Here is a 20,250-nt window from a genome sequence, read left to right as displayed (position 1 = left end):
CCGCCTAGCGTCAGGGTGGCCCGGCCTGCAGCCGCACGCCACGGGACGGCGCGCCCACCCACGTCGTACGCATCCCACACCGGTATGGACCCCCATGAGTACTGCCTCGATCTCCCAAGGCCCCGGGGCGGAGGAGTCCGCCTGGGCGCCGCTCGCCGCGCGGGTCTTCCGCGCCCTGTGGATCGCCCAGCTCGTCTCCAACGTCGGTAGCTGGATGCAGACGGTCGGCGCCCAGTGGCTCCTGATCGGCCACGACGCCACGCTGGTGACGCTGGTGCAGACCGCCTCCAGCCTGCCCGTCGTCCTGCTCGCCCTGCCCTCCGGAGTGCTGGCCGACCGCTACGACCGCCGCACGGTGCTGCTCGCCGCCCAGTTCGCGATGCTCGCCGCCTCCGCCGCGCTGGCCGTGCTCGCGTTCGCCGACGCCCTCACGCCGGTGGTACTGCTCTCGCTGACCTTCCTGCTGGGCTGCGGCACCGCCCTGATGGGACCGGCCTGGCAGGCGATCCAGCCCGAGCTGGTGGAACGCCGCCAGCTCGGACAGGCCGCGGCGCTGGGCGCGGTGAACATGAACCTGGCCCGCGCGGTCGGCCCCGCGCTGGGCGGCGCGGTCGTCGCGGCGGCGGGATCGGGCTGGGTCTTCGCCTTCAACGCCGCCTCCTACCTCGGGATCGCCGCCGTCCTCCTGCGGTGGCGGCGGCCCGCGACGCGCGAGCCGGCGCTCCGGGGCGAAGGGCTCCTGGCCGCGGTGTACGCCGGCCGCCGCTATGTGCTCAACGCGCCCGGCGTCCGCCGCGTCCTGCTGCGGACCGTGCTCTTCATCCCCGGCGGGGCCGCCCTGTGGTCGCTGCTGCCCCTGGTCGCGAGCCGCTCGCTGGGCCTCGGATCGAGCGGCTACGGGCTGCTGCTCGGCATGGTCGGGGCCGGCGCCGTCGGCGGGGCCTTCGTCCTGCCCGCGCTGCGCCGCGGCTGGGGCGCCAACGGGGTGATCGCCGCCGGCAGTACCGTCTTCGCCGCCGTCCTGGCGGTGCTCGCCACGGTCCACGTCCCCTGGATCGCCACCGTGGCGCTGCTCCCCGCCGGCCTGGCCTGGATCGCCGTGCTCTCCACCCTCAACGCCGCCGTCCAGGCCCGGCTGCCCGGCTGGGTCCGGGCCCGGGGTCTCGCCTTCTACCTGCTGGTCTTCCAGGGCGGACAGGCACTGACGGCACCGCTGTGGGGGCTGCTGGCCGACCGGCTCGGGCTGACCCGGACGCTGCTCATCGGCGCCGTCCTGCTGCTGGCCGGCGCGGCGAGCGTACGCCGGCTGCCGCTGCACGCCACGGACGGCATCGACCCCTCCCCGTCCGACCACTGGCCCGAACCGCCGCTGGTCTTCGAGCCCGGTCCCGTCGACGGCCCCGTGCAGGTCTCCGTCGTCTACCGGGTCGCGCCCGGCAACCGCACGGCCTTCACCCGCCGGATGCGTCCCGTCGCCCGTTCGCGCCGGCGCGGCGGAGCCCTCTCCTGGGGCCTCTACCAGGACGGCGGCGATCCGGACCGGTTCGTCGAGACCTACCTGGTCGCCTCCTGGTCCGAGCACCTCGCCCAGCACCACAGCCGGACCACGGCCACCGACCGGGAACGCGAGGAACAGGCCCGGCAGCTCCTCGCGGAGGGGACGGTCGTGGAGGTGACCCACGCCTTCGACGCCTCCGCCGGACCGGTCGTACCGGAACCGGACGCGGCCCCTGCCGGAACCCCGCCCCGATCATGAGGTGTCGCCGGCACTTTTTCGAGCAAAAGGCAGGTGAGGAAGATCAACATCTGGTTCGATTGGCTGCGTGATCTCGCGTACCTGTCCCCGGAAAGGCGACCACTGATGTCATCCGTCACCCACCGAGCCCCGACCGCCGTTCCGTGGGACATACGCGGCCCTCTGGGTGAACCGTCGCCGTCACGCCTTCCGGCCGTGAACCACCTCGCCGCGCCGCCCGCCGCGGACCCGGGGGCCTGATCATGTACTCGCGCTTCGCCACCCGCCCCGCCCCCGCCCCGTTCGACGCCGCCGACGCCGAGGTGCTGCGCGTCGTCTCCGACGTCCGCACCCCGGTCTTCGTCACCGTGCAGGCCAGCGGACGCCGCCGGTACGGCTACTGGCGGCCCTGCGATCCGGGCACCAACCGGCCGGGCTGTTACGTCGCCCTGCCCACCGCGGTGTGCGACAAGCTGTACGCGGCGGGCCGGCTCACCCTCGGCGAACCCCTCGTGGACCCGGGCAAGACCACCTACCGTGTGCGGCTCGCCCGGACCCCGGCCACACCCACCCGCACCCAGGCCGCGCCCGTACACCTCCCGGCGCAGCCCCCGCGCGCGGTGGCACAGGCGCTCGCCGCATAGCGGATCAAGGACCTGGTCGCTCCACCGGCCTGACGCGACGTCCGGAGCTGCGCCGAGCCGAACGGGCACCTCCACCCGGGCGACGCGGGAGGAGGCCGGCTGCCTGGGGCACCCGGCGGTCCGCCGCGCGTCCTGCGTCGAGCCGCGGGTGATCGAGCGGTACGAGCAGGGGGTGACCGCGGCCGCCGCCCTGCCGCACCCCGGCGACGGGCGGGCGTTCGGCGTTCCCGCCACCCTGGACCCCGAGGTACGCGAGGTCCCCGCGGTACGGACCGTGCTGCGCGTGCTCAGGGACGGGTGGGTCTCTGTCGCCGGCGGGGTGCGGGCGACGGCGCGGCGGGCGGGTCAGTCGCCCGAGCCCGGATCCGGCCGGACCGGCGCGACGAGGCCGGCGCGGGCCGCTTCGAGCTGGGCGGCGAAGGCGATACCGAAGAACAGGGCCACGGCGGTGAGGTTGGCCCACAGCAGCAGCGCGACGAACGCGGTCAGCGGCCCGTACAGGGAACCGAACGCCCCGCTTCCCTCGACGTACAGGGCGAGCGCCCAGGTCGCCACCACCCAGAGCAGCAGATGCAGCCCGGAACCGAAGGCCAGCCAGGTGTAACCGGGCTGGACCCGGCGCGGCGCCCAGCGGAAGATCACCGCCGAGGCGATCCAGGCCAGGGCCAGACCGGCCGGTATCTCCAGCGCGCTCCACCAGCCGGGGACGCCGTCCGCGAGCCCGGTCGACTTCACCACCGCGTCCCCCACCGCCTCGCCGGCCACCAGGATCACGAAGCCGAGCACCATGGGCATGCCCGCGGCGACCGCCAGGGCGAGCGCCCGGGGGTACTTGCGGGGGAGCGGGCGATCGCGTTCGATGCCGTAGATGCGGTTGGCGCCGCGTTCGATCTGGCCCATGGCGGAGGCGAGGTTGAGCAGCGCGAAGCCCAGGCCGAGCCAGAGGGCCAGAGTGCTCCAGACGTCGTCGTGGGCGCTGGTCCGGGTCCCCTCGAAGGCGTCCGCCACCACCTGGTCGCTCGCACCGGGCACGATGCTGCCCAGGGTCAGTTCGATGACGCGTCCCACGCTCTCGGTGTGCACGCTGGTGGCCAGGCCGACCAGCGCCACGGTGAACGGCACCAGACCGAGCACCACCTGGTAGGCGAGGGCCCGCGCGTTGGTGAAGCCGTCCGCGTACCGGAACCGGGCGAAGGAGTCGGCCAGCAGCCGCAGGCCACCGTAGTGACGCAGCGCGGTGAACGCCTCGTCCCCCGACAGTTCGTCCCCCAGCATGTCCCTGGTCTGCGGAACGTGTACGACGGTGCCCACGGCGTCGATCCCCTCCTCGCGGCAGTTCCTGTACGAGGACTGTCGCACGGCTTCTGTCGCCGTCCCGACTGCCCCCGTTCGATGGCGGCATCCCGGACGGCCGGCCACGATCGACGCGTCCGGAAATCGCCCCCGGTCCCGGGTGCTGAAGCCGCTCGACGGGGGTATCGGCAGGGCAAGGCGTGTCCGGACGGTGCGAGAGGGTGACGATGGGTTCTGTGATGCAGTTGCGACGGCTCAGGGCCGTGTACGCGGCCGGTGTGGCCGCCTGGGCGCTCTGTCTGTTGCTGAGCATGGTCCAGGGCGACGGGTCGACACGGCAGACGGTGCTGCTGCTCGGTCTGCTCGCGGTCTTCCTCGTCCTGCTGCTCTGGTCGACCTGGTGCCTCTGGGAGGCCTCCCGCCCGGCGACCCGGGCCGGGCGCGTCAGCGGTTGAGGACCGCCCGTACCGACCGCCCGTACCGCCCCTGCCCCGTCCGTACCGTCCCGCGCGGCCGCCGTCCGTGACCCGCCCGCAGCCGCCCGGCCCCGGTCGGAGTCGGACGGTACACCGGTGCGGGTCCCCCGTCAGGGCGCAATGGGCAGCCGGCGCTTGTGGTCGGTGAGGCGGTAGCGGGCGACGAGCAGGCCGAAGGTCTCCTCGGTGACCGGCCTGCCCTCCAGGAAGTCGTCGATCTCCTCGTAGGTGACACCGAGGGCGGTCTCGTCCGCCTTGCCCGGGTCGAGCGTCTCCAGGTCGGCGGTCGGCACCTTGCCGACCAGCGCGGCGGGCGCCCCCAGCGCCTCGGCGACGGCGCGTACCCGGCGCTTGGTCAGGCCGGTGAGCGGTACGAGGTCGGCGGCGCCGTCCCCGAACTTGGTGAAGAACCCGGTGAGCGCCTCGGCGGCCTGATCGGTGCCGACGACCAGGCCGCCGTGCGCGCCGGCCACCGTGTACTGGGCGATCATGCGCTGCCTCGCCTTGATGTTCCCGAGGACGAAGTCCTGCTGACGGGCGTCGCGGAAGACCACCCCCGCGGCCAGCGACGCCTCCAGCGAGGCGTCGCTCGCCGGTTTGATGTCCACGGTCAGCACCTGGTCGGGCCGGATGAAGTCGAGCGCGAGCCGGGCGTCGTGCTCGTCGGCCTGCGTCCCGTAGGGCAGCCGCATCGCGTGGAACCGGGCCTCGTGCCCGGCGGCGCGGGCCCGTTCGACGGCGAGCTGGCACAGCCGGCCCGCGGTGGTGGAGTCGACGCCGCCGCTGATGCCGAGCACCAGGGCGCGCAGACCGGCGGAGACCAGCCGGCCGGCCAGGAAGGCCACCCGGCGTTCGATCTCCGGCCCGACCGCGAAGTCCTCGGTGACCTGGAGGTCTCGGGCGATGTCCTGCCGCTGGTCGAAGGAGGTCGGCTCGCTCACGTCTGCTCCCGTTCCGGTGTGCGCTGTACTCATCCGGTCACAGTACCCAGGAGTTTTCGCCCTGTGAGGAACGGTTCGGGCGCGCCCGAACCGCGCCCGGCGGCGGCTCAGTCCCGCAGCGCGTAGAAACCGATCGGCGAGTTCGGCCGGAAGCCGATCCGGGGATAGACGGGCGCACCGGCGACCGTCGCGTGCAGGGTGGCCCGGGTGAGGTCGGTGGACCGGGCGCCCTCGTGCAGCGCCTTCCTCGTCACCGCCTCGCCGTAGCCCCTGCGCTGCCACTCGGGGGCCGTGGCGACCAGCGCGACGAAGAGACGGCCCTCGGCCTCGACCGTGCCCGCGCAGGTCACCGGCGTGCCGTCGCGCAGGCCCAGATAGGCGTGCACGCCGTCCTTCCACAGGGCGGAGCCGGCCAGCCCGTCCCGGCCCTCCGCCAGAGGGAAGCCGTAGGCACGCGAGTTGAGGTCCGCGTAGGCCCGCAGATCGTCCTCGGTGCGCACCCGGACGAAGGTCAGCTCGGGGTGGACCGGGTCGGGAAGGGGGAGCAGATCGCCCGCCATGCCGGTGCCGGGGAAGGCGAACCCCAGCCCCGCGCGCTCGGCCGCTTCCGGCAGTCCCGCACGCGTCTCGTCCGTCAGGAGGTCCTCGAAGACCCAGAGGAACCCCGGCCGGCGCTTGGCCCGCATGAGGTCCGCCGCCGCGCGCAGCCGCTCCCGCACGAGCGCGGCGTCGGCCGCCACGTCCGTCAGCGTGACGCAGTTCCAGAACGCGAAGCGGCTGTCCGCCCAGCGCACGGCGAGGCCCGGCAGGTCGCGTACGTCCGCCCCGGGGTCCCGGTCGAGGACCATGGCCCGCCAGACGACGGCGAGCTGTTCCATCGATTCGATCGAGTCCGCGAGATCCGTCACCGTAACTCCTCGGTCAGTGAGGTGCGTTGAACACTGTCGCAGGGGTGAACGAAGCCGGCCCGGATGAGGTTCGCACCCACCACGCCCACACGCCCACCACTCCCACCGGAGCCGGCGCGCCGCGGGATGACGGGGACCCGTCACCGTTGCGTAAACCCGCGTGACCGCGGTCGCCCGGATCGAGTGGTTTGCGGTTCCCGTCCGTAGGAACGCGCTTCCCGCGGACCGCTCTTATGCCAAGAGTGAGACCCGATGAGCACACAGAACGCGAGCCCTCCCCAGCAGAGCGCTCCCCTCCCGCACCCGCCGGCCGCCTCCCCTTCCGGCGAGGGGCGACCGGTCGCACAAGCAGCGGAACCGGCCCGGCCCGCACCGCCGTCGCGACGCGCGGTGGTGACCGCGACCGGGGCCTCCGCCCTCGCCGCCGGTCTGGCCGCCGCCTCCGCCGCGCCGGCCACCGCCCTGAGTCCCGGCGCCGTCCCCCCGGCCGCGCCCGCGGGGGTGCCGCCCGGCATCGACCGCCAGGCGTACCGGACGGTCGCCCGCGCCGTCGTCGTCCACGACGAACACGACCGGCCGCTGGTCCCCGGCTACCTCAAGATCATCGAGAACGGCCTGCCGGCGCGCCGGGCCAGGCCCACCAAGCGGGTCCTGGTGGTCGGCGCCGGAGCGGCCGGGCTGCTCGCCGCGGACCTCCTCGACCGGGCCGGCCACGAGGTCGTCGTGATCGAGGCCAACGCCAACCGCGTCGGCGGCCGCGTCAAGACCTTCCGCAAGGGCGGCCAGGAGAACGGTGAGCAGCCGTTCGCCGATCCCCGGCAGTACGCCGAGGCCGGTGCGATGCGCCTGCCCGAGAGCCACCCGCTGCTCATGGCGCTGCTGAAGAAGTACGACCTGCCGCGCCAGGAGTTCTACCTGGTGGACGTCGATCCGGAGAACCCCGGACAGCGGACCAACCGCACCTGGATCCATGTCAACGGCGTGCGGATGCGCCGCGCCGACTACGAGAAGCACCCCGAGACGATCAACGAGACGTTCGGGGTGAAGGACCCGCACCGGACGAAGACCGCCGCCGCGATCCTCGCCGCCGCCCTCGAACCCGCGCACCTGCTGATCCGGGGCAAGGAGGGCAGCGCCCTCGTCGACGGCTGGGCCGCCGTCCTGGAGAAGTACGGCGACTGGTCCATGTACCGCTACCTCACCGAGTTCGCCGGACTGGACACCCGGACCGTCGACCTGGTCGGCACCGTCCAGAACCTGACCTCACGGCTCCACCTCTCCTTCGTGCACAGCTTCCTGTCCGCCGCGCTCATCGCCCCGGAGACCAGGTTCTGGGAGATCAAGGGCGGCACGGCACTGTTCACCGACGCCCTGTACCGGCCCGTGAAGCGGCTGGTCCGGCTGGACCGGCGCGCGGTGCGCATCGAACGCTCCGGCGGCCGGGTCAGGGTGCACACCGTCTCGGAGGACTGCCAGAGCGGCAAGTGCGGCGTCACCGAGGTCTTCGAGGGCGACGAGGCGGTCATCACCGTCCCCTTCTCCGGGCTGCGCCACGTGACCTTCGACCCCCCGCTCTCCTACGGCAAGCGCCGCGCCGTCACCGAACTGCACTACGACGCCGCGACCAAGGTGCTGGTGGAGTTCTCCCGCCGCTGGTGGGAGTACACCGAGGAGCAGTGGAAGGAGGCGCTGGACTCCGTCGAGGAGGGGCTGTACGAGAAGTACCGCTCCGGCCGGGTCCACGACGCGCGCCACCTCGGCGCCCACCGGTCGGTCGCGGACCTCGGGGCGCGCATCCCGGCCGAACTCAAGAGCTGTTTCGCCGTGTTCCGGCCCGCCACCGGCGACGACCCCGAGGCCGCCCACGTCCGCGGCGGCGGCAGCGTGAGCGACAACGCCAACCGGTTCATGTATTTCGAGCACGCGCACCCCATGGAGGGCAGCGCCGGCGGCATCATGCTGGCCTCCTACAGTTGGTCCGACGACGCCCTCAAGTGGGACGCGTTCGAGGACGAGGAGCGGTACCTGCGGGCGCTCGCCGGCATCCAGGCCGTCTTCGGCCGGCGGTGCGAGGTCTTCTTCACCGGCCGGTGCCGGACGCAGTCGTGGATGCGCGACCCCTACGCCTACGGTGAGGCGTCCGTGCTCTTCCCCGGCCAGCACACGGAGCTGTTCCCCGACATCCCCACCTCCGAGGGGCCGCTGCACTTCGCGGGGGACCACACCTCCGTCAAACATGCCTGGATCGAGGGCGCGTTCGAGTCCGCCGTCCGGACCGCTCTGCGGGTGCACACCGGCTGACCCGGTGCGGTGGGCGGAGGGGCACACCGGGGCGAGTGGCGGCAGGGCCGGTCAGCGGCCCGTGGCGGTCGGGTCGGCGGCGGCGCACTCCTCGCGGTAGAAGTGCGGGGCCACGCCCGTCACCCGGCGGAAGACGCGGCTGAAGTAGGACCGGTCGCGGAAGCCCACGGCGCGGGCCACGCTCTGGACGCTGTCCTCGCTGGTCCGCAGGCGCTCCGCCGCCCGCCGCACCCGCAGCCGGGTGAGGTACTCCCACACCGTCAGGCCGTACCGCTGCTGGAAGAGCCGGCCCAGGTGGTCGGGGCTGACCCCGGCGGCCTGCGCCACCTGCCAGCGCGAGATGGGCCGGCGGTAGTGCTCGTACAGATAGACCACGGCCTCGTCCAGGACGGCGCCGACCCGGGCGGGCGGGCCGCCGCCCCGGCCCGCCAGCCGCCGGACGAGGACCGCCGCCTCGCCCGGGTCGAACACCTCCAGGTCGAGGAGGAGCAGCGCCGGATGGGGACGGGCCCGCCGCGCGTCGGCCGCGGTGATCCCCTCGTGGCCGGCGACGACCGTGGCACACAGTGCCCGGCCCGACCCGTCGAGCAGCCGCTCCACGACGTCAAGGGCGCGCATGTCGGGCAGGGACGGCTCCAGTACGACGAGCCGGGGCGTCTCCTCCGCGACCAGCGCGAGGACGGTCGCCGCGTCGGCGACCACCCGGGCCGGACGGTCGGGCAGCGCGGCCTCGGCGATCCGCCGCAGCGCCTCCCGGGACCCCTGGGTCCGGCCCGCCACCACCACCGGCTCGGCCAGACCGCCGGGCCGCAGCGCCCGCAGCGCGTCCCGCAGATCGGTGCCGCGGGCGCCGAAGAGCACGAACGGGGTGTGCCGCAGCGCGGGATGGTCGTGCAGCCGCTGCACCGCGCGCCACTCCCGCGGGCGGTCGGGCAGCGCCTCCCACACGACGGCACCGGGCGGGCGTTCCTCGTCGAGCGGTTCGGCGTCCTGCCCGGCGTCGGCCGGATACGGCCGCAACCGGTACCGGCCGACGGCGACGCCACCGTCACCGTCCCCTTCCGGGGCGCGGTGGACCGCGTCCGCACCGGGCTGCCCGAGGTCCTCGCCGAGCCTTCGCGGGTCCCCGGTGTGTTCACCCGGGGTGAGGACGAGCAGCGGACCGGCGTCCGGCGGAGCCCGGTGGGCGTGGCCGTCGGGGGACGGCAGGGGCAGTTCCAGGACGTACTCCCGGCGGCCGGCCCGGTCGGCGGCCCGCAGCGAGCCCGCGTGCATCATCGCCAGCCGGCGGGCCGTGGTCAGGCCGACGTCGAACCGGTGCGGATCGTCGGCCGGGGCGGCCGCCGCCGGGGTCCCGCCCGAGGCGGCGACGACGATCCGCAGACCGGCCGGCGACCAGCGCGCCGAGACCTCCACCGCGGCGTCCCCCGCCCGGTCCGCCGCAGCCGTCAGCACGTTGCCGAGGATCTGCCGCAGCCGCACGGCGTCGGCCTGGACCGACGGCAGCCGGGCGGGCAGATCGACCGACCAGCCCGGACGCGCGCGGGGACGGCGGGCGGCGGCCTCGGCGCAGGCGCGCCGCAGCACCGGCAGCGGATCGATCAGCCGGCGGGCCAGCACCAGGTCGCCGGCCTCCGACCGGGCCAGGTCGAGGAGGTTCTCGGTGAGGTGCAGCAGCCGCGCGGCGTCCTGGCGGGTGCGCGCGAGGACCGTACCCGGGTCGCCCCCGCCGCGCGCCAGCATCGCCGCCACCGGGTCCCGCAGTTCGGCGATGACATGGGTCAGCAGCGTGCTCTGGAAGCGGTTGGCCTGCTCGGCCGCGTCCCGCGCCCGGCGCACCTCGTCGAAGAGGCCGATGCCCTTCAGCGCGGCGCTGATCTGATCCCCCAGCTCCCGGTGGACGGCGCCGTCGTGGTCGGCCCCGGCCTCGGTGGCGGTGGTGTCGAACACGGCCAGCCCCAACTGCTCCCCGCCGATGTGCAGCGGCTCCAGCACCAGCCGGAAACGCCGCCCGTCGCCCGGCAGCAGGGCGTCGGGCAGCAGCAGCGCGGCCGAGAACGGCGCACTGTCGAGCACCCCCGGGTGCCCGAGCCGCCGCCCCTCCGCACGGGTGAGGAGCGGCCGCGCCATGCCGCGTACCGGCGGTGGCGCACCCGGCGCGGCCTGCTCGCGCAGGACGATCCGGCAGCCGGGGACGCCCGGTTGCGCGAGGTGCCGCTCCAGGACGTCCGAGAGGCCGCCGAGGTCGACCACGGTCGTCAGCGCGGTGCCGAACTCCCGCAGCCGGCGGGCCTGCTGCGCCTGGGTCCAGCGCCCGTACTCCAGCAGCGCGCGCGACCGCTCCGCCGCGAGCAGCCGGGCCCGTCCGAACAGCGCCTCGGCGTCGCCGCGCAGTTCCACCGGCAGCCGGCCGACGACACCGCGACGGGCCCGCTCCAGGGCCTGCTGCCACCGCTCGACCTCGCCCTGCGTGCGGGCGCGGGCCCGCAGCAGTCCCTCGACCAGCGGCAGGAAGTCGCCGGTGCCGTCCTCCCGGCCGGCCACCGCGGACGCCCCGGGCGGGACCCCGCCGAGGGACGCGGCCCCGGGAGTCATGGGGGAAGCGGGCGCGGTGGTGGCGGTGACCGGGACGAGGTCCGTGTGGAGGGCCTCCGCCAGCCGCTCGCCCGCGGCGGGCAGCACGGCGTCCAGCGCCGCCCAGCCCCGCGGACCGCCGGCCGCGCCGGACTCCGCCCGCGCCGTGACGGCGTACTGCGCGGTCGGATAGCGGCAGCCGCAGGAGCGGCGGGGCACGAGCGTCGCGGGAATGGTGGTGCGGTCCGGCGGCCGGGTGCCCCGCAGCCGGGCCACCAGCGTGTCCACGGCCAGCGCGCCGAGTTCCGCGAAGGGCAGGGCGACGGAGGTGAGCGGAGGGTCGCCGAGCCGGGCCTCCGGGGAGTCGTTGAAGCCGACGACCGCCACGTCCTCCGGCACCCTCACGCCCCGCTCCGCCAGCAGGCGCAGCGCGTCCGCGGCCAGTACGTCGCTGCAGGCCAGCACCGCGTCGAAGTCCACCCCCGGGCGCAGCCCCCGCGCGTCCAGCAGCACCCGCATCGCCGAGGCGCCGCCCGCCGCGCCGAAGTCCACCGCGGTGCACACGCGCGCGCTGTGCGGCTCGATGCCGTGGTGGCGCAGCGCGTCGGTGTAGGCCCGGTAGCGCTCCTCCGAGACGGGGTTGGCGACCGGGCCGCGGATACAGGCCGGCCGCCGGCAGCCGTGCCGGGCGACGAGATGCCCGACGAGGGTGCGCATGCCCGCGTGCGAGTCGATGGACAGGACGTCGGCCTGTTCGCTCAGCGGCTGGTTGAGGCTGACCACCGGCATGTGCGCCAGCCGCCGCATCAGCCGGCGGGCCCGCGCCCCCGACGAGGGCAGGCCGATGGTCGAACTCCAGCAGACGACACCGTCCAGCCGGGCCGGGCCGACCAGTTCGTAGAGCGCGCTGCGGTGCGTCTCACCGCCGCGCAGGTCGCCGCCGGGGAAGCAGACGAGGTTGACGTCGTTGCGTTCGGCGGCGGCGCGGACGCCGGACCACAGCGTCGCGCCGACCCCGAGATGGATGTTGGCGGTGAGCAGTCCGACCGTCAGCGGCCGTCGGGACCGGCCCTCGGCGGGGCCGTGCGGCTCCACGGCCATCGGCGCTCCCTCGGTCGGCCCGGACCGTCGTCCCTCGCCCGCGCGGCCGCCGGCGAGGCAGGTGGCAGAACGTAGACGAGGCGGCTGGCCGCGGCAAGGGCCGGGACGGAAGCCGGGCGGGAACCGGGGCCGGACGTGCGGCAGGACCGGTGACGTGGGGCCACCGGTCCTGCCTGCCGTGCGCGGCCGGACGGCCCCGGTCCGCGCACGGGCGACACGCGTCGTCGGCGGTGCGTCAGATCTTGCCGACGCCCGCTCCGGCGGTCACCGTCGCCTTCACGGAGGACGCCGACTGCGCGCTGTAGCTGTACGGGACGGCCGCGACGCTGCCGCCGGTCTGTCCGGACCCGGAGCCGACGAAGTAGTTGTTCCGCGCGACCAGCGAGCCCTCGTCCGAGTCGCCCTCACCGAGGTGGTAGGGGTCGTCGGTGTTCTCGAAGTAGTTCGCCTCGACGAGGACGCCCGCGTTCTCGGTGGAGGCGACGCCGTAGGAGCCGACGTCGCTGAAGTAGTTGTTCAGCACGTGCACCGGGTTGCCGAAGCGGACCCGCGGGTTGCGCTGGTTGGTGCCGTCGAACCAGTTGTTGACGTAGGTCACCTTCAACTTGCCGGTGTCCTCCGACGAGTTGCTGTCGGAGTGGCCGAGCAGCATGTTCTTGTCCTGGTCGTGGGTGCGGTTCCAGGACACGGTGATGTTGTTCGAGGCGCGCTTGATGTCGACCGCGCCGTCGTTGGCGTCCGAGATGTCGTTGTGGTCGAGCCAGACGTTGGTGGAGTACTCGACGTTGATCGCGTCGTCGTTGGAGCCGGTGAACGTCAGGTTCTGGATGATGACGTTGTTCACCTTGGAGACGTTGAGCCCGCTCCCGGTGATCCTCCCGGCGGTGCCGACGCCGACGATGGTCTTGTTCGCGGCGACCTTCGTCATCGACGACAGCGCGATCGTGCCGCTGACCCGTACGGTCTGGGTGGTACTGCTCTGCACGGCCGCCGTGAAGGCGGAGGCGGTGGAGACGGTGACCGTGCCGCCGCCGGCGCCGCCGGTGGTGGCGGCGCCGAATCCGATGGGGCCGGCGGCGGCCACCGCCGTCGGCTCGGCGGGGGTGGAGCCGGTGGCCGTGGCGGCCCCGGTCACGGCCAGCGCGACGGCGGTCGCCGTGACTCCGGCCAGGGTGAACCGTGCGCTCGTCCTGCGCATGAGATCTCCGTCCGTGGGGTTTCTGGAGAGGTGTTCTGCTGCGGGGGTGCACCACCCGGGCCTCGCGGTCGGCTCTTTCCGAGGCTCACTGTGAGAGTAGGGGGACGGTTGTGGACTATGACGTGCCGTGCGTGGACTATTGCGTTCCGTTCCGCGCGGCACCCGCGCGCGGCACCCCAGCGCGGCACCCGGCGAAGCCGGCGAGGCGCGCGGGGAAGCCCTCCTCGCCGCGGACCCGCGGGCCGGCCCCGGGACCCGGTGCGGTCCTCGCCGGACCGGCCGCCGGCGGCCGCCCGCCGGGACTTACACTCGGGGCCGGACCGGGGCAGGGAGGTCACGGGTGGCACGGCCCAGCATCAAGGACGTCGCACGGCATGCGGGTGTGTCGGAGAAGACCGTCTCCAATGTGATCAACGACTACGTCCACGTCTCCGACCGGACCCGCCGCACGGTCCAGGAGGCCATCGCGCACCTGGGCTACCGGGTGAACCTGGCCGGCCGCCACCTGCGCAAGGGGCGCACCGGCATCATCGCCCTGGTCGTCCCCGAACTCGACGTCCCCTACTTCGCCGAACTCGCCCGGCACGTCATCCGCGAGGCCGAGCGGCGCTCCCTGACCGTGCTGATCCACCAGACCGGCGCCGACCGCGCACACGAACTGGCCGCGCTGGCCGGTTTCGGCTCCACCTTCGTGGACGGGGTGATTCTCAGCCCGCTCGCCCTGACCGCCGACGATCTGAAGGACCGCGCCGGGGCGCCGCCCACGGTGCTCCTCGGCGAACTGCTGGAAGAGGGCGCGGACCACGTCGCCATCGACAACGAGAAGGCCGCGCGGGAAGCCACCGAACACCTCCTGGGCCTCGGGCGCCGCAGGATCTGGGCCGTCGGCGGCCGGGACGACAGCGGCCTCGGCACCGCCGAGGCACGCACCCGCGGCTACCGCGCCGCCCTCGCCGAGGCGGGCCTCGCCCTCGACCCGGCCGCACTCCTGCCGGTGGCCTCCTTCCGGATGCCCGACGGCGCCGCGGCCGTCGACCGGGCCCTGCGCACCGGCGCGCTCCCCGACGCCCTGCTCTGCCTCAACGACCAACTGGCCCTCGGCGCGCTGCGCACCCTGCACGAGCACGGGCTGCGGGTGCCCGAGGACGTCGCCGTGGTCGGCTTCGACGACGTGGAGGGCGGACGGTTCAGCGTGCCGACGCTGAGCACCGTCGCCCCCGACAAGGCCGCCGTGGCCCGGGTCGCCGTCGAACTGCTGCGGCACCGCATGGACGAGGCCGCGGGCGGGTCCCCGGCGCGGGTCCCGGCGGGCGCCTCGCCGGCCGCCGCCCGCTCACCACAGGATCTCGTGGTCTCGCACCGCCTGATGCTGCGCGAGAGCACCGAGGGCCGGCGCGGCGCGAAGGGACCTGTCCGACGAGGTGAAAGCGCGGCGCCGGGGCCGCCTGAGGGCTTACGGTGACGGGCCGGACCCCCGTCGACCAGCCGGGCCGGGCCGACCGGAAAGGGGCCGAGGTGCGGGTCAGCCTCAAGGACGTCGCCGCCCACGCGGGGGTCTCCATCAAGACCGTCTCCAACGTGGTCAACAACTACCAGCACGTCACCCCCGCCATGCGCGAGCGGGTCCAGCGCTCCCTCGACACGCTCGGCTACCGGCCCAACCTGACCGCCCGGCACCTGCGCAACGGCCGCACCGGCATCATCGCCCTTGCCCTGCCCGAACTCGGCAACCCCTACTTCGCCGAGCTGGCCGCCGCCGTCATCGACGCGGCCGCCGACCACGACCACATCGTGCTCCTCGACCACACCGGCGGCCGTCGCGAACAGGAACTCCTGGTCAGCCGGGGCTTCCGGGCCCGGGTCATCGACGGTCTGATCCTCAGCCCCCTGGAACTGGGGACCGAGGACCTGCGCGACCGCGCCGAGCACGTCCCGCTGGTGCTGCTGGGGGAGCGGGAGTACGACCTGCCCTACGACCACATCGCCATCGACAACGTGGCCGCCGCGCGCACGGCGGTCCGGCACCTGGTGGACCTCGGGCGCCGGGAGGTGGCGTTCATCGGGGCGCGGGGCGGGCGCAGCGAGCCGGCCCAGTTGCGGGTGCGCGGCTGGCGCGCGGAGCTGGTCGCCGCCGGACTCCCCGCCGACGACGGCCTGGTGGCCGCCACCGACGGCTGGGGCCACGCGGACGGCGCCGCCGCCATGGCCCGCATCCTGGAGACGGGCCGGCGCCCGGACGCCGTGTTCGCCTACAACGACGTCATGGCCATCGGCGCGATGCGGACGCTCCACGAACGCGGCCTGCGGGTGCCCGAGGACCTCGCGGTGGTCGGCTTCGACGACGTGGTCGAGGGCCGCTTCGGCGCGGTCACGCTCACCTCCGTGTCACCGGACAAGACGGCGATCGGCCGGCTCGCGGTGGAGTCGGTGCTCGCCCGGCTCGCGGGCGGCGCCCTGGAACCCCGGCGCATCCGGGCGGCGCACCGCCTGGTCGAGCGGGAGAGCACGGTGGGCCGGAGCGCGGCGCACGGCGGCTGACGCAACCGGGGGCCCGCCGTCGCGGGCCCCCGGTAGGACGCTGGCTACGGCTTCTGCGCGGTGTGCAGCGCGCTCACCTCCGCGGCGGTGAGGGCGTGGTCGTAGACCTGCACCTGGTCCACCGCTCCGTTCAGGAAGTCGGTGGCCGACCCGCCCCACTGGGCGCGGCCGACGGTGAGCGGCCCGGTGCTCGGGTAGGCGGCACCGCCCGCGACGGTCGCGGCCGGCTCGCCGTCGACGTACAGCGTGATCTCGCCGGCCGTGGCGTCCCGCACGCCGGTCAGGTGGTACCAGCGGCCCGTCTCCGGCGTCGTCACCAGCCGCGCCCGTTTCTCCCCCGGAGTGCTGAAGGCGAAGGCGCCCTGGCCGTACTGGAGGTAGAACGGGCTGGCCTGGCGCCGGGTGTCCTGGCTGACGGCGGTGGCGTAGTTGCCGGGGAGCTGGTCCAGGCGCACCCAGGCGGAGACGGAGTAACTGCCGGTGGTGTCCAGGACCGGGGCGTCGGTCTCGGCGTACTGCCCCTGGCCGTCGAACTTCAGCGCGCTGCCGCTGACACCGGGCGTCCAGGTGGCGCCCCCGGTGAGGGTGAGGGGCCGGCCGTTCGGGCCGTCGTCCTTCGCGGTGGAGCCGGTGCCCTCGTCGAGGGCCCACCGGCCGCCGCCCTTCAGCGCTCCGCGGGCACCGGCCGCCGCGCCCGCCGCGATGACCGCGCGGTTGATCTCACGGACCCGGACCGGATCGACCTTGAGCCGGCGGCGGTCGTAGGTGTAGAGGCCGTTGAGCTCGTTCTCCAGGTCGGTGATCTGCGTGTACACCGACCCGGACAGCTCGGCACCCGCCTGGTCGAGGTAGTACTTCTCGGTGTTCTCGACGTAACGGCGGGTCAGCGCCTCCTTGTCGGCGACGCCGCTGTAGATCACCGTCGGGGTGCCCGGCCACATGTGGCCGGGGGCGCGGAGGGTGAAACCGCCGTGCTCACCGTCCATCGCGGCCCGCCGCTCGTCGGGGAAGGCGGGATCGGTGTTGTTGTAGTCGTGGTGGTCGATGATGTCGCCCTTGCCGGAATCCCCCTTGGAGTTGCAGCAGTTGACCCCGCTGTGGGCGTTGACCACCCGGGACGGGTCGGCCGCCCCGACGGACTCGGCGATCCGGCCGCTGGCCTCGCGGTCCCATTCGCCCCAGCCCTCGTTGAAGACGATCCAGCCGATCACGGACGGAGAGTCGTGGTGCTGGCGTACCGTCTCCAGTCCCTGCTCGACGAAGGCGTCCTGTCCGGCGGCGTCGGTGAGGTTGCCGGAGACGAAGTCCTGCCAGACCAGCAGGCCCAGCTTGTCCGCGTGGTAGAACCAGCGCGCCGGCTCCACCTTGATGTGCTTGCGGACGGCGTTGAAGCCGAGCTTCTTGTGCGCCTCCAGGTCGAAGGCCAGGGCCTCGTCGCTGGGGGCGGTGTAGAGACCGTCGGGCCAGAAGCCCTGGTCGAGGGTGGCGAGGGAGAAGACCGGCTTGCCGTTGAGCACCAGCTTCGGGAAACCGCCGACCTTCTCGACGGCTATCTCGCGCATGCCGAAGTAGCTCTTCACCCTGTCGGTCGAGCGGCCGTCGGTGAGCTTGACGTCGAGGTCGTAGAGGTACGGGTCGTCCGGGCTCCACAGATGCTGACCGGCGACGGGCAGCCGCAGTTCCTGGCCGGCCGGCCCGCTCACCCGGCCGACGACCCTGCCGCGCCGGTCCCGGGCGACCGCCTCGACGCGCGCCTTCGCGGAGGCGCCGGCCGATTCGACGGTCACCGCCAGCGTGCCGCTGTCGATGTCGGGTGTGGTGACGACGTCGTCGACGGCGGCGGGGGCGACGGGCTCCATCCACACCGTCTGCCAGATGCCCGAGGACTGGGTGTAGAAGATGCCGCCCGGGGCGGTGGACTGCTTGCCGGTGGGCTGGTTCGCGCCGCCGGTGTCCGTGACCGCGACCACGACCTCCTGCGCGCCGGTGCCCTTGAGCGCCTCGGTGATGTCGGCGCTGAAGGCGTTGTAGCCGCCGGTGTGTTCGGCGACCTTCCGGCCGTTGACGTAGACGCGTGCGCGGTAGTCGACGGCGCCGAAGTTGAGCCGCAGCCGCTTGCCGTCGCCCGCCTTGCCGACCTTCCAGTCCCTCGGCACCTGGACGAGCTTGCGGTAGAACATGTGGTCCTCGTGCCGTTCCAGCCCGGAGAGCTGGGACTCGACCGGGAACGGCACGATGATCTTCTCGTCCAGGTCCTTGCCGAAGGCCGGTTCCTCGCCCGCCTCGGCGGCCCCGAACTGCCAGGGCCCGTTGAGGTTCTTCCACTGCGACCGCACCTGCTGCGGACGCGGGTACTCGGGCAGCGGGTTCTTCGGATCGACCTTGTCGCCCCACTCGGTGGTCAGCCGGTGGGCGGAGTCGTTCCGCGCCCAGCGGACGATCCCCGGCACGCTCGCGCCGCCGGCCGTCAGGCCACCCTCGCCGTCGTAGGTGAACTTGACCTGCTGGCCCTTCTGCACCGGCTCGGCGAGGGTGACGAGCAGGGAGTCGCGGTTTCGCGGGTCGGCCCCGGCCGACTCGACCGGCATCGCGGTGGTGTCGGCCTCGACCTCCAGGTGCGCGGCGAGCGACGCGAGGTTGCCAGCGACCCGGCCCTCGAACCGGGCCCGGACCGTGCGCCCGTCCTCGGCGACGGACGGCTCCACGGGATAGACCTCGAAGCCGTCCGGGGGAGTGAACGCCGACTGCGGCACGGCCTGTCTGGGCAGCCCGGGGGCCGACCAGCGCAGGAACATGTTGGACCCGCCGGTGTCCTGGAACATCTCCAGACGGAAGTCGTGCTTCTCGCCCGCCGTCAGCTTGACCGCCGCACTGGTCTGCTCGTTGTCCCAGTCCGGCTCCCAGTGGTCGATGACCGGTTCGCCGTCGATGAAGAGCCGGAAACCGTTGTCCCCGCTGGCGTAGAAGGTGTAATCGCCGGTGGCCGGAGCCTCGATCCGGCCCGTCCAGCGGGCGGTGGTGTGCTCCGTCCTCCCGGTCAGCTCCTCGAACGTACCGGCCAGACCGGAGAAGTTGATCTGTGGATCGAGCAGGGTGCCGCCGAGATCGGCGAAGTCCCGGGCGCCCGGCGCCGACATGCTGAAGTACTCGCCCTTGAGGCCGTGGACCTCGACGGCGGCGTTCTCGGCGGAGAGTACGGAAGGGGAAGCGGCGGAGAGCGCCCCGGCCCGTTCCTCGGCCGACGCGGCGGGGGCCAGGGCGGTGACGGGCAGTACCAGGGCTGCCGTGGTGAGCAGGGCCCACATTCTGGCGTGTGGACGGGGGTGTTGTCGGGTCATCGAACCTTTCCTCGCACGCGGGTGCCTGGGCCGGACCGGACGCCGACGCCGATTCCAACGTTGGAAACGACGTGACTGCGGAATGACAACACGCTCTCCGGCGGCTGTCCAGGGTTCGCGCGCGTGAGCCGGGGGAGGAGGCGAGGCTGCGGTATCGACATGCGCAGTTCTGCTTCGGATGCTGAGGAGAGGCCGGACTCGCGACGAGGTATGTGCGGTCGGAGGAGGCAGCGATGCTCTCCGCCGTCCTGGCTGCGGTCCTGTCCCTGTCGTAGGCCGGTACCGCCCGCCGGGCGGAGGGGGCTCGAACGGCGACGGCGGGCACGAGCGCGGCCTCCGTACCCGGCGCACGCGCGTGTGCCGGGTACGGAGGCCGGACGGGCCCGGGGGCCGGGGTCAGCGGACGGTCGTGACCCGCTGCTCCTTCTTCGCCCCGCAGTTGGTGCCGGTGATCTGGACGTACACGTTGCCGATGCTGCCGCCCCAGTCGACGCAGGTGGCCTTGGCGTAGACGTAGGTCGGGCCCGCGTAGGACGTGTAGCTGCCGTAGTCCTCGTCGCTCAGGTCGGTGGCGGGGACGTAGATGTAGGCGGACATGTCGAGCGCGGTGCCCGGGGAGTTGCGGATGGTCGTGACGCAGTTCTTGCCGTTGGCCGCGTTGTACGTGAGGTAGACCGTGCCGCGCGAGGCGACCGCCGCGGAGTTCACGGTCTTGTAGCCGCTGCCGCACACCTTCTGCGGGGTGGTGTTGGGTGCCGCCGAGGCGGGCGCCGCGAGAGCGGTGGTCGTGCCCACCGTCAGAGCCGCCACCGCGGAGGCGGCCAGAACGGAACGTGTGAATCGCATATTTCCCCCTTGTGTCCTTAGGAGTTGGTTGCTCCTGCCTGATGTGACATGCGGGGTGCCCGGATGGTTGCGCACTGTTTTCCCCCGGACGTGTGGTTTGGATTTCCGGCCCCGGTCAGGGCACCGGTTCCGGCCGAAACCGGCCGAGGCGCCACCGGCCGAGCGAGTGCGACGGAGCGGGTGTGACGGGCAGGGGTGCGGCGGGCACGGCGGGTGCGGGTGTGGTCCGGGTCCGGCTCTCGCGCTGGGCCCGGCTCCGGGCGACCGGTCATGGGCGCCTGTCCGCTCGGCCATGCGCGGCCTTCTTGTACCCGCCGCTGACACCCCCGCGAGCGGCGACGAAGTCGGGACGGGGCG

13 protein-coding genes are annotated in these 20,250 nt (G+C 73.7%); 6 read left to right on the top strand and 7 right to left on the bottom strand.

Annotated elements, in window-relative coordinates; genetic code table 11:
• Positions 1-94 precede the first annotated feature (94 nt).
• The gene (locus ABEB00_RS18165) at positions 95-1,756 is read left to right on the top strand and encodes an MFS transporter (protein ID WP_345620820.1); all 1,662 of its coding nucleotides are present in this window, start codon (positions 95-97) and stop codon (positions 1,754-1,756) included.
• 242 nt (positions 1,757-1,998) lie between these two features.
• Positions 1,999-2,379 (top strand): hypothetical protein, encoded by a 381-nt coding sequence (locus tag ABEB00_RS18160; RefSeq protein WP_345620819.1) that lies wholly within the window; start codon positions 1,999-2,001, stop codon positions 2,377-2,379.
• A gap of 345 nt (positions 2,380-2,724) precedes the next feature.
• On the opposite strand, the gene ABEB00_RS18155 is transcribed toward ABEB00_RS18160, so the two are convergent.
• Positions 2,725-3,690 carry a YihY/virulence factor BrkB family protein gene (locus tag ABEB00_RS18155; RefSeq protein ID WP_345620818.1) on the bottom strand — a complete coding sequence of 322 codons (966 nt, stop codon included), beginning with the start codon at positions 3,688-3,690 and terminating at the stop codon, positions 2,725-2,727.
• A 209-nt stretch (positions 3,691-3,899) separates the two neighbouring features.
• Here ABEB00_RS18155 and ABEB00_RS18150 point away from each other — a divergent pair, with 209 nt between their 5' ends.
• Complete coding sequence (locus tag ABEB00_RS18150) at positions 3,900-4,127, top strand: hypothetical protein (protein ID WP_345620817.1); 228 nt, start codon at positions 3,900-3,902, stop codon at positions 4,125-4,127.
• A gap of 131 nt (positions 4,128-4,258) precedes the next feature.
• Here the strand turns inward: ABEB00_RS18150 and nadE are convergent, their stop codons facing one another.
• Both nadE and ABEB00_RS18140 read right to left on the bottom strand, forming a co-directional pair.
• Positions 4,259-5,089, bottom strand: coding sequence for an ammonia-dependent NAD(+) synthetase (gene nadE / locus ABEB00_RS18145; protein WP_345620816.1), 831 nt, complete (start codon positions 5,087-5,089; stop codon positions 4,259-4,261).
• 107 nt (positions 5,090-5,196) lie between these two features.
• The gene (locus tag ABEB00_RS18140) at positions 5,197-5,997 is read right to left on the bottom strand and encodes a GNAT family N-acetyltransferase (protein ID WP_345620815.1); all 801 of its coding nucleotides are present in this window, start codon (positions 5,995-5,997) and stop codon (positions 5,197-5,199) included.
• A gap of 252 nt (positions 5,998-6,249) precedes the next feature.
• Here ABEB00_RS18140 and ABEB00_RS18135 point away from each other — a divergent pair, with 252 nt between their 5' ends.
• The gene (locus tag ABEB00_RS18135; protein WP_345620814.1) at positions 6,250-8,298 is read left to right on the top strand and encodes a flavin monoamine oxidase family protein; all 2,049 of its coding nucleotides are present in this window, start codon (positions 6,250-6,252) and stop codon (positions 8,296-8,298) included.
• Positions 8,299-8,349: 51 nt separating this feature from the next.
• Here the strand turns inward: ABEB00_RS18135 and ABEB00_RS18130 are convergent, their stop codons facing one another.
• Positions 8,350-11,973, bottom strand: a complete 3,624-nt coding sequence (locus ABEB00_RS18130; protein ID WP_345620812.1) for a substrate-binding domain-containing protein — start codon at positions 11,971-11,973, stop codon at positions 8,350-8,352.
• A gap of 235 nt (positions 11,974-12,208) precedes the next feature.
• Positions 12,209-13,171: a pectate lyase family protein gene (locus ABEB00_RS18125; protein WP_345620811.1), complete on the bottom strand. Its 963-nt coding sequence runs from the start codon at positions 13,169-13,171 to the stop codon at positions 12,209-12,211.
• A 340-nt stretch (positions 13,172-13,511) separates the two neighbouring features.
• On the opposite strand from ABEB00_RS18125, the gene ABEB00_RS18120 reads away from it, so the two are divergent.
• The gene (locus tag ABEB00_RS18120) at positions 13,512-14,633 is read left to right on the top strand and encodes a LacI family DNA-binding transcriptional regulator (RefSeq protein WP_345620810.1); all 1,122 of its coding nucleotides are present in this window, start codon (positions 13,512-13,514) and stop codon (positions 14,631-14,633) included.
• A 53-nt stretch (positions 14,634-14,686) separates the two neighbouring features.
• Entirely contained in the window at positions 14,687-15,709 is a 1,023-nt protein-coding gene (locus ABEB00_RS18115) for a LacI family DNA-binding transcriptional regulator (protein WP_345620915.1), read from the top strand.
• 44 nt (positions 15,710-15,753) lie between these two features.
• On the opposite strand, the gene ABEB00_RS18110 is transcribed toward ABEB00_RS18115, so the two are convergent.
• The gene (locus tag ABEB00_RS18110) at positions 15,754-19,047 is read right to left on the bottom strand and encodes a LamG-like jellyroll fold domain-containing protein (protein ID WP_345620808.1); all 3,294 of its coding nucleotides are present in this window, start codon (positions 19,045-19,047) and stop codon (positions 15,754-15,756) included.
• 396 nt (positions 19,048-19,443) lie between these two features.
• Positions 19,444-19,893: a spore-associated protein gene (locus ABEB00_RS18105; protein ID WP_345620807.1), complete on the bottom strand. Its 450-nt coding sequence runs from the start codon at positions 19,891-19,893 to the stop codon at positions 19,444-19,446.
• Between the last annotated feature and the right edge of the window lie 357 nt (positions 19,894-20,250).

Source organism: Streptomyces ziwulingensis (assembly GCF_039542605.1).
Taxonomy (GTDB): Bacteria; Actinomycetota; Actinomycetes; order Streptomycetales; family Streptomycetaceae; genus Streptomyces; species Streptomyces ziwulingensis.
This window is presented reverse-complemented; position numbering and strand designations above follow the sequence as displayed.

Excerpts from the sequence above, each read along its gene's own strand:
- ABEB00_RS18160 (WP_345620819.1), top strand. The coding sequence starts at position 1,999 with ATGTACTCGCGCTTCGCCACCCGCCCCGCCCCCGCCCCGTTCGACGCC.
- ABEB00_RS18110 (WP_345620808.1), bottom strand. The coding sequence starts at position 19,047 with ATGACCCGACAACACCCCCGTCCACACGCCAGAATGTGGGCCCTGCTC.
- ABEB00_RS18150 (WP_345620817.1), top strand. The coding sequence starts at position 3,900 with ATGGGTTCTGTGATGCAGTTGCGACGGCTCAGGGCCGTGTACGCGGCC.
- ABEB00_RS18135 (WP_345620814.1), top strand. The coding sequence starts at position 6,250 with ATGAGCACACAGAACGCGAGCCCTCCCCAGCAGAGCGCTCCCCTCCCG.
- ABEB00_RS18105 (WP_345620807.1), bottom strand. The coding sequence starts at position 19,893 with ATGCGATTCACACGTTCCGTTCTGGCCGCCTCCGCGGTGGCGGCTCTG.
- ABEB00_RS18130 (WP_345620812.1), bottom strand. The coding sequence starts at position 11,973 with ATGGCCGTGGAGCCGCACGGCCCCGCCGAGGGCCGGTCCCGACGGCCG.
- ABEB00_RS18165 (WP_345620820.1), top strand. The coding sequence starts at position 95 with ATGAGTACTGCCTCGATCTCCCAAGGCCCCGGGGCGGAGGAGTCCGCC.
- ABEB00_RS18125 (WP_345620811.1), bottom strand. The coding sequence starts at position 13,171 with ATGCGCAGGACGAGCGCACGGTTCACCCTGGCCGGAGTCACGGCGACC.